Consider the following 16,917-nt stretch of genomic DNA (forward strand, 5'->3'; position numbering starts at 1 on the left):
AAAGTTTTCTGCAGGCAATTACTGAAGAGTGTTTTTTTTAACAACAAAAGGAGGATGGGCATGCAAATGAAGAGATTAAGTCTCATGGCCGCAGCAATTATCTCTGCAGCATTTATGCTGGGCGGATGTTCTGACGGCAAGGATGGCAGGAATGGCCTCAACGCCGGGCAGGGTACTGTCGATGCTTCGACGGTGGCTCCCGAAACCTTGGCTGCACTTCAGCTGACTGGGCAGGTAACAAGCGTTTCTATCAACAGTCCACCTGTTGTAAATTTCAGGATTACCGATTCTAATGGCAATCCGATTAAGGGCCTTGGGGTTGCAAGCCCGACCTCATCAACTAGTCTCAACTACCTGAGATTCACTGTTGCCAAGCTTGTTCCCGGCGCAACTACTCATGATCGCGACCAGTGGGTCAGTTACATGGTTACCTCGACCAGCAGGCCTACTACTGAAAACGTCGCAGCTAATCTTGTTGATAACGGTGATGGTAGCTATACCTACACTTTCGCCAAGAATATAACCGACCCAACTCAGACCAACAATGTTACCTACGAGCCGACTCTTACTCACCGCCTGGTGATCCAGGTTTCCGGCAGCGTACCGAACGCTTCGACTCCGATCTCGCTGGCAAAACCGACCAACATCATCTATGACTGGGTCCCGGCCGGTGGTGCAGTAAGCACCAAGCGTGAGATCACCACAACCGAGGCTTGCAATGAGTGTCACGACAAGATCGGCGTCACCACTCCCCATGGCGGCCGGATTGATACCCGTTACTGCGTGGTATGCCACAACGATCAGCGCAGAATCGGGCGGACAAATTTAGCGTCTGTTGCCGGTGCTTTCTCTGCAGCCACCTATATCGCTGATGGCGAAGTGCTCGGCGATTTTGTGACCATGGTGCACAAGATCCATATGGGGAACAAGCTTACCAAAACAGGCTATGATTATGCCGGTGTCACGTTCAATGATGTCGGTTATCCTCAGGACCAGAAAAACTGCCGCAAGTGCCACAAACTCTCTGCTGCCGCACCACAGGGCGACAACTGGAAAACCAAGCCGACCCGTGCTGCCTGCGGCGCCTGCCATGACAACGTCAATTTCGCTACCGGTGCCAATGCTTTGGCCGGTACCGGCACCCACGTTGCACATAGCGTACAGACAACCGACGCCAACTGCGCCGGCTGCCACAAGACTGAAGACATCGAGACTGCTCACCTGACTGATAATGCAACCCCGAACAATCCAAGTGTTCCTGCAGGTGCTGTCAACTTCACCTACGACATCAATACCGTATCGGTCAACGGCAGTAACCAGGCTGTTATCAAGTTCAGAATCCTGAGCGACGGCGGCACCGGCGCAGCACCGACTCCTGTAGTATTCACAGGGACCGGTTCTACTGCAACTACCCCACCGGCAAACGCGGTCATCAGCGGATTCTCCGGAAGCCCGGCCTTCCTTATGGCTTATTCGCTTTCCGGCACCAACCAGACAATAGGGTCATCTAACCATTATGACTTCAACAACTTCGGTATGGCAGCTGCTCAGCCGGCAAGCATCAGGATCGCCGAACTCCTGGCAGCAGGCAATACCAAAGGAACCATCTCTGGGCCGGATTCAAGCGGCTACTACACGGCAACCATTACAGCCGCTGCCTCCAACTTCCCAGCCGGCGCCAAGTTAAGAACTGTTGGCCTTCAGGCGTACTTCACCCAGGTAACTCCTGCAGTGGCTCGTCACACCAAGGCAGTTGTCAAGACTGTAACTGGCGATACTGCTCGCCGTACCGTTGTTGATAGCGATAAGTGCGCCAAGTGCCATGAGTGGTTCGAAGGTCATGGCGGCAATAGGGTTTACGAAATCGCCATCTGTACCTTGTGTCATGTACCGAACCTGAGCACCAGCGGCCGCGGCGCAAGCGTTGCCAATCTGGATGCAACTAATAACGCAGCATTGACAGCTGCCGGTTACAATGCAGCTGACCCGTCAACCTGGCCAGAGGCCTCCAACAACCTCAAGGATATGATCCACGGTATCCATGCTGGCAGCATGCGTGCGGCTGCAGGTAACCCATATCGCTTCGTTCGCGATCGTGGCACCAGCGGCGTCTTCTACTATGATTGGAGCGAAGTGGTATTCCCGGGCCAGCTGAACAACTGCGAAATGTGCCATAAGCCTGGCACCTACGGCACTGTATCCGCCAATGCCCTTGCTTCCACTAATGAAACTCTTGGTGCAGGAACCGTTGCACAAAACCGCGCTAGTCTCCCGAACGCAACTGACAAGGTGACAACTCCGCTTGCAGCTACATGCATCAGCTGCCACGGCTATGGCGGCGCAGTTACTGCAACCGCTCACATGAACTCCAATGGTGTTGCAGTCAATAACAATGTCCTGCGCAGCACTCTGGGCACTGCTTTTGACCAGTGTACTCTTTGCCACACTAATGACAAAGTTGCCGCACCATCTACAGTCCACAAACCGCAGTAGTAGTGATCTGCAGATGAAAAGGAAGGGGTCAGATTTTCTGACCCCTTCCGAAGTCATTATCTAAAATGACTTTGCAGGGATTACCCAATTGTTTGTTTAAAAGATTAATAGTGTAATTGAGAAATCCAGAAAGGAGGGAATCTCTTGGAGAGCCATCGCACTAGTAAAACACGACGTCCCTTGCCATTGGCGCTGCAAGCGGCGGGTGGCACCTTGGCCGCCTGTCTGTTGCTGGCCGCTGCTCCGGCCATGGCTGAAACAGTCGTTTCCGGGCAATCCGATACGATACTCCGTATAGGCAGAAACTCAGAAAAGAAACTGGAAGTTCCGGCGTATGAATACCTACGGCTTGGCATTTTGAGCAACGATAGCTACGGGGGGACACTCTCCGCCAACTTCGGCGGATGGGGCAGGGTCAACCTCGACGACAGGAGCAATCGCGACCGGAAATCGTATGAATCGGATCTGCAGTACGGATATATCAGTTATCAGGCCGCTAAAAACAACATAGTCGCTACAGCGGGGCGACAGTTCGTTACCGAAGGGGTTGCCTCCGACCGCCTTGACGGGATCTATCTCCGGAGCGACATCGCTGCCGGTTTTGCCGCCTCGGCCTTTGCCGGTAACCCGGTTATTTCTGAACCGAATTACCAGGGCGGCGACGTGATCTTCGGCGGCAGGGTTTCACACAGCATGTACAAGTACTACACCGTCGGTGTCAGCGCCCTGCGCTCGTCCGGCGAAACCAAGAACAATCGTGAAGAGTTGGGAGGCGATTTCTGGTTCCACCCGGCCAAGGAACTTGATGTGACTGGTCGGTCCACCTTTAATGCCCTTACCAACAACTGGATGGAACATGCCTATGCGGTATCTCTGGTGCCGAACGACATGTTCCGGGTCAGTGCCGACGTCTCGAAGATCAATTACAAGGATTACTTTGCCGGTCAGACCACGTCGGTTTTCAATTTCAGTCTTCCTGGGCGCGGTATCGACCCGAACGAGGAGCTGACGGCAGTAGGCGGCGTTGTTGCGCTCAACCCGACAAAGGAACTGTCGGTTTCGGTTGATATGAAGCATTACGACTACAAGGTAGCTCAACCGGCCAACTACTACGGCGCCAAGCTGGCTTACGCCAAACCGGAGTCGTATTCTGCCGGCGCGTCGATCCACCGGATGGACGGCAAGCAGAACAAACTCCGCTACACCGAATACCGGATTTATACCGCCAAGGAGTTTCATAACGCCGACGTATCGCTTGACCTGATCGACGTTCACTATGACAGCGCGGTCAACGGTGTCAGGGACGCATTTACCGCAACAGTCGGCGGCGGCTACAAGTTCAATGAAGCGCTGCGTCTTGGCGCAGACATCGATTACTCCAAGAATCCGGATTATGACAATGAGGTGAGGGCGCTTGTGAAACTGACCTATGCATTTGATATGAAATACGCTGGAGAAGGGAGGGCCAAATGAGAAACGGCAGATTTATTCTTCTAGTGGTTCTGTCCCTCCTGGCATCGCTCCTTTACGCCTGCGCCAGCCCCAGCATCGCCCGCAAGCACCCTGAGGCGGTCAAGGGAATGCCTGACTGCAACGAATGCCATAGCGACAGCTGGGGCGCAATGAACCACAAGGCGGTTGATTTCTACGCCAAGCACAAGTTCTATGCCAGCCAACCCAATGTCTGCATGGGGTGCCATACCCAGGCGTTCTGCTCCGACTGCCACGCGCACAAGGAGGAGATCAAGCCGAGCGACAAGTACAAGGATAATCCGGCGCGGGCTCTGCCACATCGCGGCGATTACCTGAGCCAGCACAAGATCGACGGCAGAATGAACCCGGCATCCTGCGTCAAATGCCATGGCCGGCAGAACAACGAGAGGTGCATAACATGTCACCGATAAAAGCGATTTCATCGATACGTGGATTGTTCTTTTTGTTGGCCTGCCTTGCTTTGACCGCCTGCGGTGATTCGAACTCCGAAAGGACCCTTGACCCAGTAACTGGCAAACACCCTGAGAATTGGGTGCTTGCCGGGCATAAGCCTGCAGCCCTGGCAAGTGGTGTCGAGGCTTGTTTTGAATGCCATGGTGAAAACGGCGCAGGCGGTGTAGCCAATATTGCCTGCTCTGATTGCCATATCGGCGGGCCTGAGCACAAACATCCCGTCGCGTGGGACAGTACTATTACCTTACATGGTCCATATGCCAACGCCAACGGTATTGAGTCTTGCCGGAACATCTATTGCCACGGCGCAAGGTGGGAAGGTGTTGTCGGAAGCGGCCAAGCTTGCTCTCTTTGCCACAACTAGTCATGCAAGAAAGCCGTGTTTAAGCAAAAAGCCCCGGAGAGATCCGGGGCTTTTTACGTTATGAAGGTGTAAGTTATTTCTCTCCGACGTAAACGGTCGCAATTCCAAAGGTAAGGTCGTGATGGCGGATGTTTCTAAACCCCGCCTTGGCCATCATTGCTTTGAACTCGTCGCGGGAGGGGAATTCCAGCACTGAATCCGGCAGGTACTGGTAGGCGCTTTGCTTGGAGAAGAGGCCACCGATCTTGGGAAGGATGGTCAGGAAATATAAGCGGTAAAGTCTTTCAAACAAGGGAGATGACGGCATCGAGAATTCGAGGATTACGGCCCGTCCGCCGGGCTTGAGGACCCGGTGCATCTCAGCAAGACCCTTGGGCCGGTCAACCACGTTGCGGATCCCGAAGGCTATGGTTGTCGCATCAAACTCCTGGTCAGCAAACGGCAGTGCTTCGCATGGGGCGATCTCAAAGGTGATCCGATCGGAGTGCGGAGATGCTGCTACCTTCTGTCGCCCGATCTCGACCATTTCCCGGCTGATGTCGGCGCCGACGATAGCCACATCTTTCGGCGTCCGCAGGGCAATTTCCAAGGCAATGTCACCGGTACCGGTGGCAATATCGAGCACTTTGCCGCCTGGCGAGGTTTTTATCTGAGATACGGCAAAGGTCCGCCAGCGGCGGTCGATGCCAAGTGATAGCAAACGGTTCAGCAGGTCGTAGCGCGGGGCGATGGTGTCGAACATCTCCCTGATACGTTCCCCTTTCTCCGATAATTTGTACATTGTCCCTACCTTTTCGCCACAAAAAATGGTATAACGAGCCACCTTCCGAACTGATTTATTACCACACAGCTTACAGCTTCGCCACTCAAATCGTCTCTGGAGGCAACTCTGCTCCCTTACATCAGGCCGCAGGACATAGCAGATATTATCATTATGAGTGTTCTTGTGTATCAGCTCTACAGCTGGTTCAAGAACACCAAGGCGTTACAGGTAGTGCTGGGGCTCGCATTTCTGGCGATTCTCTACATGGTCACGCGGACCCTCGGCCTGTTCATGACCAGCTGGATTCTCCAGGAGCTGGGGACCGTAGTCTTTGTGGTCATAATCGTGATTTTCCAGGTGGAGATCCGTCAGGCGCTGTACCGGTTCAGCCTGCTCCGCAATTTCTTCGGCCGCCAAGGCAATCTCCAGCAACTGGATCTGATGGAGATCTCTGCAGCTCTTTTTTCTCTGGCAGCGGAGCGCACCGGCGCTCTGGTGGTATTCCAGCGCCGCGAACCGATTGACGAGTACCTGCACCATGGCGTTCTTCTGGACAGCCTGGCCGGCGGCCAGCTGATCGCGACTATCTTCAAGAACGGCACCCCGCTGCACGATGGCGCGGTCCTGATAAAAGACGGCAGGGTCGCGCAGGCATCGTGTCATCTGCCGCTTTCTCTCAACTCTGACCTGCCGAGGCATTTTGGCACACGGCATCGGGCCGGCATCGGCCTTGTCGAGCGCTCCGACGCTGTTGCGGTCATGGTTTCAGAGGAGCGGGGCGAAGTAACTCTGGCCGTTTCCGGCGAGATCGAGAAGGTTGATTCGCCGGAGTCGCTTTCGGCACGGTTGACCGGGCTTTTGTCAGCGGCTTCGCCGATTGTGGAAAAAGAGACCGTCAAGGACCGGTTACTCAGGAACTTTTGGCCAAAGGTCGTGACGGTCGGGATTGTGCTGGTCTGCTGGCTGGTTATTGCGGTAAAGCAGGGGGGGGTTGTTTCGGTTACCGTGCCGATAAAGTTCCATAATCTCCCTGACGATGTGGTGTTGCTGAAAAGCGTGCCTGAGGATGTGGAGGTGCAGCTTAATGTGTTCTCCAACCTGATCCCGTCGCCACGACAGCTCGATATTGTTGCCGATATCAATTTGGCAAAGCTCCACGAAGGCACGAGTATGTTGCCGATTCGTACCGAGGACTTCAAATTGCCGCTGGGAGTTGTTGTTACTTCAGTAAAGCCGTCATCAGTGCGGATTCATGCCGACCGTAAGATACGCCGGGAGTTGCGCATCAAAACCAGGATTTTTGGCCGCCTGAACGGCAATTCTCGCGTGCGCCGGATAGCGGTGGAGCCCGAGATGGTTTCGGTCGAAGGGCCGGCATCGGTTGTCAGCCGTCTGGAAGCAGTGGAAACGGAGCCGCTGGATCTTGCTGCTGTCAGAAAAAACGAGGTAGTTGAAAGACCTCTGCAGAGACCGGCGCCAATGGTTAACGTGCTTTATGATGGGCAGGTCAAACTCCGTGTAATTACTAGTGAAAGGTAATTTTATTGTCTTCCGGGCTTGACATGAGAGGTATTTTGTTATATAAATTTTGGCGCTTGTGATTTATTTTAAAACAAAAAAAGGGGGAAGCATGCGGAACTGCCTACGAGTATTGATGCTCTGCATTTGCCTTGCAACAATTCCTTCTCTGTCACATGCAGCCAAAACCCACAAGGTCAAGAAAACCGAGACCCTCACTTCGCTCGCCCGGAAATACCATGTTTCCGTTGATGAGCTGAAAAGCGCCAATAATCTTGTCAGCGCCCAAGTCAAAAAGGGCGATATTCTGATCATCCCTCCGCGTAACCTGCAAGCTGATTCAAATGCCCCTGAAACCGAAAATCCGGCAACTTACAAAGTCAAGCGTGGTGATACCGTTGCTCGGATCGCCAAGAAAACCGGAGTTGCTGTTGCCGACCTGAAACGGCTCAATAATATCGGTAAAAAGCGCCTGAAGCTTGGTCAGGTCATAGCGCTGCGCGAGGTTGATGCCTCCAAGGAGGAGATTGCTGCCCCAAAGGTTGCAAAGCGTTATTCTCTGCGCTATTCGGAACTCCTGAGCGAGAAGGAATATGAACAAAGCCTGAGTGACCTTACAGAAGCCGATCCCAGCACCCCATCTGATATCCATAAGCCAATTGCCGAAGCGCAACTGGACAATGCCAAACAGCTAAAGAATGCCGCTTACGGTTTCCTGGGAACCCGTTACCGTTTTGGTGGTAATTCCCGGAGTGGTCTGGACTGCTCTGCTTTTGTTCAGCAGGTATTTCGGGAACTGGAAGTGTCTCTGCCCCGCAGTGCCAGAGAGCAGTTTGAAGTTGGCAGCCAGGTGCCGCTCGGTGATCTGAAAAAAGGCGATCTGGTTTTTTTCCGGACATATGCCCGATACCCGTCGCATGTCGGCATCTATCTCGGTGGTAACCGTATGATCCACGCTTCCTCACGGGACCGCCGGGTTGTCATCTCCTCTCTTAATTCCAATTACTACCGTTCCCGCTATCTCGGCGCCAAAAGGATCTCAAAGATCAATCCCGATCTGTTCCGGTTTGACGATCTGCTGAGCGGGATTGAGGAAGAATCGGCAGATGAGGCCGACAAGAACGATACCCTGAATACCTTGGGGCTATCGCTGAATAATTGATTGCCCCATGCACAGCATCAAAATCCGGTCGCAAGGCCGGATTTTTTTTGTACCCTGATTTGCTATGAGAATCTTGCTTGCCTATAAATCCCATCCTGAGGGAGTGGACGATCCTTATACCTCGCTCCTGCCGATCGGGTTGCTCTCGATCAATGCCGCACTTTGCCAGGCAGGCTTTGACAGCCGAGTGGCAAATCTTTCCCTTCTGGACAGTCATGATATTGTTTCCCGCCTGAGGGCTGACTCCCCTTCTGTTGTAGGGCTTTCCCAGTTCACCCACAACCGGTTCGAAACCCTTGAAGTTGCCAGGATTGTAAAGTCGGTACTCCCCGACTGCTTTGTCCTGCTTGGCGGGCCTCATGCAACTTACCGCTGGCGCGAAATTCTTGCCTCTTCGCCGGATGTTGATGCCGTCGCATTAGGGGAAGGGGAGCAGACCATGCTGGATCTGGCTGCTGCCCTTGCCGGAAAGGCTGGTTCGCTTACCAGTATTTCCGGGCTTGCTGTCAGAGGTGAAGACGGCAGTGCCGTATTTGCCGGCAGTCGCGCGCCATTGGCTACCCTTGATGAAATTCCTTTCCCCGGTACATACCTCAATAACAGTATCGGTGTCGATCCCCGGCAACAACTGGAGTTCATCATTACCTCTCGTGGTTGCCCCTCTACCTGCAGGTTCTGTTCGTCGCCCCTCTTCTGGGGAAGGAAGCTTCGATTTCGGTCTCCCGGTTCAATGGTCGACGAAATCCGTTTTCTGCGGGACCGGTTCGGACTTATATATTTTTCAATCCGTGACGATACCTTTACCGCTGACCGTAAGCGGGTGATCGAGTTCTGCCGCTTGCTCATTGAACAGCGGATTTTCATTTTATGGAACTGTCAGTCCAGGGTGAATGCTCTTGATCGAGAGATGCTGGGATGGATGAAGCGGGCAGGGTGTGAGTGCATCCAGTTGGGGATTGAGTCGGGATCTTTGAGAGTCCTTGAAAGTCTCGGCAAAAAAATAACGCCGGCGGAATCCGAGGCCGCGGCGGAACTGGTCAGGGAAGTAGGAATCCGGCTGTCCATCTATCTTATTTCCGGTACGGTCCAAGAGACGGATGATGACATCAAGGCTACCTGTCGCTTGATTGCCTCAATGCGTCCCAGTGATGGTCAGGTTTCGCCACTGGTCTACTATCCGGGAACCGCACTTTTCGCCGAAGCTGTAAAAAAAGGAGCGGTGGGTCCTGATCTTTTTGAGAAGAATCCGGCTCCCGCCTTCCCGGTCCGGGGAGATCAGCATGTCGAAAAAGCCACCAGAAAATTGCTGAAAACAGTTGAGTCTGCAGCTGACAGCTCTCAGTTTACCGATGCTGATTACAAAAGACAGAAAAAAGAGCTGGGTTTCTGTCATACGACAAACCTGATGGCCGGCGAGTTTCAAGCTTTGTGCGGCAATGAACGGGGTGCCGAGAGGGAATATCGCGAGATCATAACCAATGAACCGGACAACCCTTGGGGTTGGCTTGCCTTAGGGGAGTTGTTCGGTGATGCCGGCAGGGTGGATGAGGCCATAGCGGCATTTCAGCGACTAAGCGAGCTGGTGCCGAACCACGAACCGGCATACCGGGCACTGGGCGAACTGTTTCGGCTGATTGGGGACAAAAAGCGGTCACGCTTGTGTTTAAGCCGGGCGGCTGAGCTATGTGGGGGGTAGCTGTTCTGTTGAATTACTACTGAAAAAAGAAAGGGCGAAACCTACCGGTTTCGCCCTTTCTTTGCGAAGCATTTCAAACAGGATTACTTGCCGGCGATGCGGAGGCCTGGAGCAAAGATAATCTTGTCAAATGTTCTGTTGAGGGTCTTGCTCTGGAAGTTAACCATTGGCGGAGAATCAGGGAACTCAACGAGTGCACCTTTCTCAACTTTGGTTTCCATTACAGCTACCCACAGTTTCTGGCCATTTTCTTCAACCAGAGCGTAGGTGTAGCCGCCGGAGTTCATTGTTTCTACAACTTTGCCTTTGTGACCGGCGCCAGCAGGGATTTCGATCTTCTGGATGCCTGCGTGTGGATTGCCGCCCTGGGCACCAGGTGCTGCCTGGCCAGCCGGAGCTGCAGCCGGAGCTTCGGCTTTAGGTGCTTCCTGCTTCTTGTTACAACCGAAAGCTGCGAGTGCTACTACTGCGAGTACTACTACTATCTGCTTTTTCACCTTAGAACCTCCTATGGGGGGTGTAATTGACCGTTTGACAAAATATCACAGGAAAGAAATTTAATACAATAAAAAAATCACATAAAGGATTTACTTGCCGATAATCACCTCTCCGGTGTCTGTTACCAGCCTGGCCGGCAGCTCAAAAATCCGGCGGAAAATGTCAAGCACGCCTTTTGCCATCCCTTTAACCGGCACTGCCTTTACTTCAGGGTTTTCCAATTTCCCCTTTGCTTCAAAGTAGGCTGTGACCAAAGATTTGTCCTTTCCGGTGAGAATCCAGCCGACCAGAGGTATGCGGCTGACAACTTTGTCGATTGTCTGCAGCGGCTTTACGCCGATGGTCGCATCGAGCTCGTCTTTGTAAAGGTTGTAGCTCCCGACGGTTGAGATATTAATGGCGTCACTGTCTACGTAGAGATTGCTGGTGGAGACTATCCCGTCTTTGATGGCAAAGCTGCCGGTCATTTCATTGAATGGCATGCCGCCGGTAACCATGTCAGGGAGCTGGAATTTCAAGAGTTGCGACACGTTGAGTATGGAAAATACCTTCGACAGGGTGGCGAAGCGTCGTAACGAACCTTCTTCTATGCGGATTTTTGCCGAGCCGAGGGCCGTACGTTTTATCTCTGCGCCTGAGTCTCCTTTTGCCGAGAGTTCGCCTTGAAGGTCAACAGTCCCGGTAATCTCTTGTTTATTCACCCCCAGGGCGCGAAGAAGTTTTTCCGCTGAAGCGCCTTCAAGTTTGCACCCGACCTGCATTCGTCTTGAAGAGCCTGACTCATTGGTGTCAACTCTGATATTCCCGGTAAATTTCCCACCGGCAAGAGCCGCAGAAAGTGGCTGAATATAGAGAATGCCGTTTTCCAGCAGCAGATCGCCCTTGACTACGGCAAATGGGATATCAAGAGCCAGAACCGAATCAGCGGTTATGGCTGCCCTGACCGTAGGGGATGGGCCTGAAACCCCGCGCTTTTCCTGCTCCAAAGAGGTGAGAAGTAGGACGTCATCAACATTAAGATGGGGCGAGGTGACTGAGATATCGGCATTAGGATGTTGTCTGATGTTACGGATCGAACCTTTGATTGCAAGACTTGTCTTGTTGATTTGACCTGAGAGAGCCGCAATGCTCAGGTCGTTTTCTTTTAAAGAGATGTTGCCGGCGATCTTAGCGACCTTCATCCCTTTGACCGGCGGAGCAAGTCCCAGATCAAGGGGGTCCAGAAGTGGCGATGTAAAAACCAGTTTCAGGGATGGGGTGCTGTAGCCGGTCATCGAGCCTTTCCCCTGGATGGTCGAACTGCCAAGCCGGACTGAGAGCTGCGATGTTTCCAGGGTGTTTCCTGAAAAGTTGATGGCACCGTTGATTGCGCTTAATGGCCGAATCGTGCCGCTAGGTTTGAGTGAACAGCCTGACATCAATGCTGTTCCCTTCCAGCTCAAATCAGCAGGCTCTCCGGTAGCAGATTCTCCCTGAACCGATGTCTGAATGATTCCGGTCGGTTGATAAGGCAATATCTTGGGGATCATTGCGGCTATTTCCGATATCTGGAAACGGTTGGTTTTGAGATCCAGTCCCAGCCACGGATTGCCTGAATAACGGTAGTTGGCCGCCAGTGAAAGCGTCAACGGCGCAAGTGTGTAGCGGAGCGCGGTCAACTTCATCTCCTGCCTGGTGATGACTCCGGTGAAACTGGCACTGTTGGGCCGTCCTGCCGGCTTCCTGATCAGGTCCGGATAGTTGTATGCCGCCTGGGTGAGATCCCAATCCCCGGAGAGACCGTAACTGCTGGATGTGCCGCTCCCTTTCAGCTGCAGCGTTGAGTTTCCGCTGAACCCCAGACTGTTCCCCCATTTCCGGCCCATGAGCCAGGCGATTTCCGGCTGCATCGGTTTCATTTCCATGGAAAACGGGTAAGAACAGGGTGTGACGAGTGGATAGTCGGTGATCCGCCCCTCCAGAGTAAAGGGTGAGGTGCCGAAGCGGGCGGTCATGCCGTGGAGGATGAAATCCTTGCCTTTCATCTCCAGCCCACCCTTGATGCTGTTAAAGGTCGGAACCGCAGGGCCGTAGGAGATCAGGCCCTGCTCAACCTTACCTCGAATGTAGAGGATGTTGTAGTTTTCCCCTTTTTCCATGTGCAGTATCTGGCTGATCCTGCCATCAAGCGACCCTTCATCAAGTCGGTAGACTCCACCCATGATGTGCTGCTCAATGTAATCGGCGGTATCCTTGACGATTATGCCGTAAGGGATATAGCCTCTGAACTCTTCAAGCCTGAAGTTGGAAGTCGTTGCCTTGGCCGTGATCCTCGGGTCTCTGGTATTGATGTCGAGGATGTCACAACTTCCCTTTACTTTCAGATTATCAACTCTCAAGGCAATTGACTTGACCTTGACGGCGGTCGGAGTGCGCTCGAGATTGTACTCGACATGGAGGTCTTTGGGGGTGAGCACTGAATGAAACACCTGTGGGTAGTCAAAACGGAGACCGGCTACTGTTATCCCTCCGGAAGAGGTAAAATTTTGAGGCTTACCTTTCAGCGTGAGGTCGAGGTCGAAAAGACCGCTGATCTTTCTAAAGGGGAGATAGCGGGAGTAGTATCCCCAGAAGTGGCCAGGAGGGAGATTCTTGGCCTTGATCTTGGCATTGAGGTCACTTTCGGAAAGCGGTTTCCCCTGCTTTGGCAGACGCAGGGTCCCATTAAGGGTTAGCGTGCTTTTTTGTCCGGCAGTCTGCAATAAGGTGTTCAGGGTGAAGCCGGTTTTTTTACCCCGTGCGAGGTTGTCCAGCGCCAGGTCTGCTTCGGAAAGGGTTAGATTAAAACCTTCCGCCGCCACAGCCATATCAGAAAACCTAATGGCTGCTTTAGAAAGGCTTATGCCCCTGACATTCATGGTTTTGCTGCTGTCCTTGCTGGTCAGCAGGTCGCTGATGTTAAACTCGCCGGCTTGGTTGCGGATTATTGTTATTACAGGCTTTTCGAGCTTCAGTTCCGAAAGGGCAATATTTCCTTCCAGTAGTTGGAACAGAGAAAGCTTGAAATTAACCCTCTCGGCAGTTATGAAGTCGGAAAACCCGTCTTTCTCCTTTATCACGATATTGCTGAACGAGAAGGTTGGGCCTGGGGATAAGGAAAAATCACCCTTAGTGTAAAGCACTTTCCTGTTCAGCGTTTCTTCGACCTGGGCAAGGATTTCGCTTTTGTAGGTATCCAGGTCAAGATAACGATTCAGAAGTTGTGGCGCCAGATACAGTGCACTTGCCAGGATTGCGGCACTGATGATTATGGTAAGGATTATGGGGCGTTTAATGATCATGGTGGACAATCAGCGACCAATAAGAGTCTGATGCCTGTTTTGTTAAAAGGCCGGTGTTTGAAAGGAGAGGTGCTTGCCTTGCCTGCAAGGCATTGATCAGTGGTTATCGACAGACTCTTGCTTGTGTTTTATGAAGCTGAACAGCTCATCCATGACCTTGCTGCTGTCACCGGTGTTATGAGCCATTATGTTACGCAGGTGGATGAAAGAGTCAGTATTCATTTTGATGAATTTAAGGGCCAGCCCTTCCTCGGAACTCCGGATGACTTCCCCTTGCAGGTTTATCGGGATCTGAGGAGAAACGCCGGTGAGATAAATGGTTATTTCAACCTCTTCGCCAGTGGGAAGGGGGTCGGTTATCCGGGCGAGCATCCCCTGGAGGCTGAGGTTCTCAACTTCTCCCTTAAGGCTCTTGTCTTGCCATTTGATAACAGTGCCAACATTGAATGTGATTCGCGAGAAGTTGCGCTTTTCCATGAAGCGGCCTCCTATAGTGCCAAGCAATAAAAAGGAATAATAATTTCAATAGCTATAAATCTCAACTTATACGTTTCTAATTGACCATAATACCTGAGTTTGTCAAGCAGAGAAAGCCGGGGAGACAGGGATTCATTGGCTTATCTGTTGGCTTCGGGTATTTCCACTGGACTTGGTTTGAATGGAAAATAGTAGACACCCCTTGAAATTTAAACAGTTTATTGTTATAGTTTTAGCACTCAGAGAAATAGAGTGCTAACGAGTTTGATGGCGCAGCAGGAGGTGTTAGATATGACAACAACAATGAATCTGCCGGTTGTTTCGGATAGTCTTTCCTTGTACATGGCTGAAATAAAGAAGTTCAAGGTTCTGGAACCAGAGGAAGAGCATGAGCTGGCGGTTCGCTTTTACCGAGACAAGGACATCGAGGCTGCTCACCGTCTGATTACTGCGAACCTGCGTTTTGTCGTAAAAATAGCTGCCGAGTACCGTTCCTACGGGATGAAGATGATCGACCTGATCCAAGAAGGGAATATCGGCCTGATGATGGCAGTCAGGAAATACGACCCGTATCGGGGCATCCGTCTGATCTCGTATGCTGTGTGGTGGATCCGCGCCTATATCCAGAATTACATAATTTCTACCTGGAGCCTGCTGAAAATCGGCACTACCCAGGCGCAGAAAAAGCTTTTCTTCAAGATGAACCAGGCCAAGAATGCCATTAAGAGCCTTATGGGCGGCGACGACACCAAGGCGGCAGCAGCATCGCTTGACGTGAAAGAGTCTGAGCTGATTGAGATGGGGCAGAGAATGCGTGGCGAATTTTCCCTTGATGCCGAGTTTGGCGATGAGGATGGGGCCACCATGCTGGAGACTCTTGCCGATGACCGGCTTAATCAGGAAGAGATGCTCGGAGAGCTGCAGGTAAATCGTGAACTCAGCCGTGAAATAGGCAAGGCCGTTGCCACACTGAATGAAAAGGAGCGCTTCATAATCGAGAAGCGCGTGACCTCTGACGAACCGCTGACCCTGCAGGATATCGCAGACCATTTTTCGATCTCTCGCGAACGGGTGCGCCAGATTGAGGAAGCTGCCCTGAGAAAGATCAAGAATACCTTAACCCCGATCCTAGCTGAAGCACAGGGCGTTTGAGAATAACGCCCGCTTTTTGCCTGCTGCATGAAGGGGTTGCGAGAGCAACCCCTTTTCTGTATCCTGATCTGCATGTTGACTGACCCCCAGAAAGAGCGATACGCACGGCATCTGATGCTTGACGGTGTCGGAGAACTCGGCCAGGAGAGATTGCTGACCGGTCGCGTGTTGATAATCGGCGCCGGTGGCCTCGGGTCTCCGGCTGCACTCTACCTTGCCGCAGCAGGAGTCGGCTCAATCGGTATCGCTGATTCCGATATCGTGGACCTGTCGAATCTGCAACGCCAGATTCTTCATGCTACTGCAGATATCGGTGTTGCCAAGACCGCCTCTGCCGTGGCAAAACTGGCTGCGATCAACCCGGACCTGACGCTCACTGCGCATCAATTTCGGATTGAACGCGACAACATCGCGGAACTGTTGGCCCAATACGACTTTGTCCTGGACTGCACCGATAACTTTGACGCAAAATTCCTGATCAACGACGCCTGCGTCTCAGCGGGAAAACCTTACTCTCATGGCGGTATTTTAAAGTATTCCGGTCAGACCATGACAGTATTGCCGGGTAAATCAGCCTGTTATCGCTGTATCTTCCCGGCAGCTCCCGACGAAACGACTTCGCTGGCATGTTCGCGAGCAGGAGTCCTGGGGGTGTTGCCCGGCATAATCGGGACTATCCAGGCAACCGAGGCGATAAAATCGCTGTTGGGGATTGGTGAGCTGCTGCTCGACCGGCTCCTGACCTATGATTCCCTTAAGATGAAATTTCGAGAAGTTCCGCTGCGTCGTTCTCCGCATTGCCCCGCCTGCAGCTCTCTCCAGATGTAGCCAACTCCTTGCTTGCATTTCCTTTCTTTCGTGGTATCCGTTTTACATGATCGTATTTCACTGTTAAAGGAGACCGAGAGATGACTTATGCAGCCAAAGACTATTCAAAGCTCGTCGGCATGGCCGGCTTCAGCGACGCATTGATCAACAACCATTTCACGCTGTACCAGGGGTATGTGACCAACACCAACAAGGTGCTTGATGCCCTTGATGCTATGATCAAGGCGGACAAGGGTGCTACCCCCGAGTTTGCGGAGCTGAAGCGTCGCCTGGGGTGGGAATTCAACGGGATGCGCTTGCACGAACTGTATTTCGAAAACCTTGGCGGCACTGCGCCTTTGAACAAAAGCGGCAAGCTGGCAGCCAGGATGGCAGAGAGTTTCGGCAGCGTTGAAGCATGGGAAAAGGAGTTTCGTGCTACCGGAGCCATGCGGGGCATAGGCTGGGTGGTGCTCTACCAGGATCCGGCTAATGGTCGGCTGATCAATTTCTGGGTCAATGAGCATGATGTGGCAAATCCGTCCGGGTGTCAGCCAATCCTGGTGATGGACGTGTTTGAGCATGCATTCATGCTGGATTATGGGCTAAAGCGGGCTGACTATATCGAGTCCTTTTTCAAGAACATTGATTGGAATGCTGTTGAAGCCCGGATCAAGTAGATTCTGATCGGTGCTGAACTTAATTTGACCAAGCGGGGTG

The 16,917-nt window shown here is 52.5% G+C and carries 14 protein-coding genes; 10 read left to right on the plus strand and 4 right to left on the minus strand.

Features of this window, described 5'->3' with window-relative positions; genetic code table 11:
• Positions 1–60 precede the first annotated feature (60 nt).
• The 4 genes from KI809_RS14240 (at position 61) to KI809_RS14255 (ending at position 4,804) form a co-directional block, all read left to right on the plus strand.
• Positions 61–2,493 (plus strand): OmcA/MtrC family decaheme c-type cytochrome, encoded by a 2,433-nt coding sequence (locus tag KI809_RS14240; RefSeq protein ID WP_246559431.1) that lies wholly within the window; start codon positions 61–63, stop codon positions 2,491–2,493.
• Between the two features lie 144 nt (positions 2,494–2,637).
• Positions 2,638–3,966, plus strand: coding sequence for a hypothetical protein (locus tag KI809_RS14245; RefSeq protein WP_214172254.1), 1,329 nt, complete (start codon positions 2,638–2,640; stop codon positions 3,964–3,966).
• Positions 3,963–4,397, plus strand: coding sequence for a cytochrome C (locus KI809_RS14250; RefSeq protein ID WP_214172255.1), 435 nt, complete (start codon positions 3,963–3,965; stop codon positions 4,395–4,397). Before KI809_RS14245 ends, KI809_RS14250 begins: the two co-directional genes overlap by 4 nt.
• Positions 4,385–4,804 (plus strand): hypothetical protein, encoded by a 420-nt coding sequence (locus KI809_RS14255; protein ID WP_214172256.1) that lies wholly within the window; start codon positions 4,385–4,387, stop codon positions 4,802–4,804. Before KI809_RS14250 ends, KI809_RS14255 begins: the two co-directional genes overlap by 13 nt.
• 73 nt (positions 4,805–4,877) lie before the next feature.
• On the opposite strand, the gene ubiE is transcribed toward KI809_RS14255, so the two are convergent.
• Positions 4,878–5,585, minus strand: a complete 708-nt coding sequence (gene ubiE / locus KI809_RS14260) for a bifunctional demethylmenaquinone methyltransferase/2-methoxy-6-polyprenyl-1,4-benzoquinol methylase UbiE (protein WP_214172257.1) — start codon at positions 5,583–5,585, stop codon at positions 4,878–4,880.
• A gap of 135 nt (positions 5,586–5,720) precedes the next feature.
• Between ubiE and cdaA the strand changes: the two genes are divergently transcribed.
• From cdaA to KI809_RS14275, 3 genes are all read left to right on the plus strand, one after another.
• Positions 5,721–7,106 carry a diadenylate cyclase CdaA gene (gene cdaA / locus KI809_RS14265; RefSeq protein ID WP_337833326.1) on the plus strand — a complete coding sequence of 462 codons (1,386 nt, stop codon included), beginning with the start codon at positions 5,721–5,723 and terminating at the stop codon, positions 7,104–7,106.
• A gap of 91 nt (positions 7,107–7,197) precedes the next feature.
• Entirely contained in the window at positions 7,198–8,247 is a 1,050-nt protein-coding gene (locus KI809_RS14270; protein WP_214172258.1) for a C40 family peptidase, read from the plus strand.
• A gap of 64 nt (positions 8,248–8,311) precedes the next feature.
• A complete protein-coding gene (locus KI809_RS14275) occupies positions 8,312–9,943 on the plus strand; it encodes a B12-binding domain-containing radical SAM protein (protein ID WP_214172259.1) in 1,632 nt (543 codons plus the stop codon).
• 83 nt (positions 9,944–10,026) lie between these two features.
• Here the strand turns inward: KI809_RS14275 and KI809_RS14280 are convergent, their stop codons facing one another.
• The 3 genes from KI809_RS14280 to KI809_RS14290 all read right to left on the minus strand — a co-directional run bounded on the left by KI809_RS14280 (position 10,027) and on the right by KI809_RS14290 (position 14,238).
• Complete coding sequence (locus KI809_RS14280; protein WP_214172260.1) at positions 10,027–10,440, minus strand: hypothetical protein; 414 nt, start codon at positions 10,438–10,440, stop codon at positions 10,027–10,029.
• A 90-nt stretch (positions 10,441–10,530) separates the two neighbouring features.
• Positions 10,531–13,761, minus strand: coding sequence for a YhdP family protein (locus tag KI809_RS14285; RefSeq protein ID WP_214172261.1), 3,231 nt, complete (start codon positions 13,759–13,761; stop codon positions 10,531–10,533).
• Positions 13,762–13,857: 96 nt separating this feature from the next.
• The gene (locus KI809_RS14290) at positions 13,858–14,238 is read right to left on the minus strand and encodes a PilZ domain-containing protein (RefSeq protein WP_214172262.1); all 381 of its coding nucleotides are present in this window, start codon (positions 14,236–14,238) and stop codon (positions 13,858–13,860) included.
• Positions 14,239–14,529: 291 nt separating this feature from the next.
• On the opposite strand from KI809_RS14290, the gene rpoH reads away from it, so the two are divergent.
• The 3 genes from rpoH (at position 14,530) to KI809_RS14305 (ending at position 16,877) form a co-directional block, all read left to right on the plus strand.
• Positions 14,530–15,390, plus strand: a complete 861-nt coding sequence (gene rpoH / locus KI809_RS14295; RefSeq protein WP_214172263.1) for an RNA polymerase sigma factor RpoH — start codon at positions 14,530–14,532, stop codon at positions 15,388–15,390.
• Positions 15,391–15,462: 72 nt separating this feature from the next.
• Positions 15,463–16,218 (plus strand): HesA/MoeB/ThiF family protein, encoded by a 756-nt coding sequence (locus KI809_RS14300; RefSeq protein WP_214172533.1) that lies wholly within the window; start codon positions 15,463–15,465, stop codon positions 16,216–16,218.
• 80 nt (positions 16,219–16,298) lie between these two features.
• Complete coding sequence (locus tag KI809_RS14305; protein ID WP_214172264.1) at positions 16,299–16,877, plus strand: superoxide dismutase; 579 nt, start codon at positions 16,299–16,301, stop codon at positions 16,875–16,877.
• The last annotated feature ends 40 nt before the right edge of the window (positions 16,878–16,917 follow it).

It is taken from the genome of Geoanaerobacter pelophilus (assembly GCF_018476885.1).
Lineage (GTDB): Bacteria > Desulfobacterota > Desulfuromonadia > Geobacterales > DSM-12255 > Geoanaerobacter > Geoanaerobacter pelophilus.

What these genes read in the sequence shown, in the direction of transcription:
- KI809_RS14240 (WP_246559431.1), top strand. Translation starts at nt 61, where the DNA reads ATGCAAATGAAGAGATTAAGTCTCATGGCCGCAGCAATTATCTCTGCA.
- KI809_RS14250 (WP_214172255.1), top strand. Translation starts at nt 3,963, where the DNA reads ATGAGAAACGGCAGATTTATTCTTCTAGTGGTTCTGTCCCTCCTGGCA.
- KI809_RS14255 (WP_214172256.1), top strand. Translation starts at nt 4,385, where the DNA reads ATGTCACCGATAAAAGCGATTTCATCGATACGTGGATTGTTCTTTTTG.
- ubiE (WP_214172257.1), bottom strand. Translation starts at nt 5,585, where the DNA reads ATGTACAAATTATCGGAGAAAGGGGAACGTATCAGGGAGATGTTCGAC.
- KI809_RS14270 (WP_214172258.1), top strand. Translation starts at nt 7,198, where the DNA reads ATGCGGAACTGCCTACGAGTATTGATGCTCTGCATTTGCCTTGCAACA.
- KI809_RS14275 (WP_214172259.1), top strand. Translation starts at nt 8,312, where the DNA reads ATGAGAATCTTGCTTGCCTATAAATCCCATCCTGAGGGAGTGGACGAT.
- KI809_RS14285 (WP_214172261.1), bottom strand. Translation starts at nt 13,761, where the DNA reads ATGATCATTAAACGCCCCATAATCCTTACCATAATCATCAGTGCCGCA.
- KI809_RS14290 (WP_214172262.1), bottom strand. Translation starts at nt 14,238, where the DNA reads ATGGAAAAGCGCAACTTCTCGCGAATCACATTCAATGTTGGCACTGTT.
- rpoH (WP_214172263.1), top strand. Translation starts at nt 14,530, where the DNA reads ATGACAACAACAATGAATCTGCCGGTTGTTTCGGATAGTCTTTCCTTG.
- KI809_RS14300 (WP_214172533.1), top strand. Translation starts at nt 15,463, where the DNA reads ATGTTGACTGACCCCCAGAAAGAGCGATACGCACGGCATCTGATGCTT.
- KI809_RS14305 (WP_214172264.1), top strand. Translation starts at nt 16,299, where the DNA reads ATGACTTATGCAGCCAAAGACTATTCAAAGCTCGTCGGCATGGCCGGC.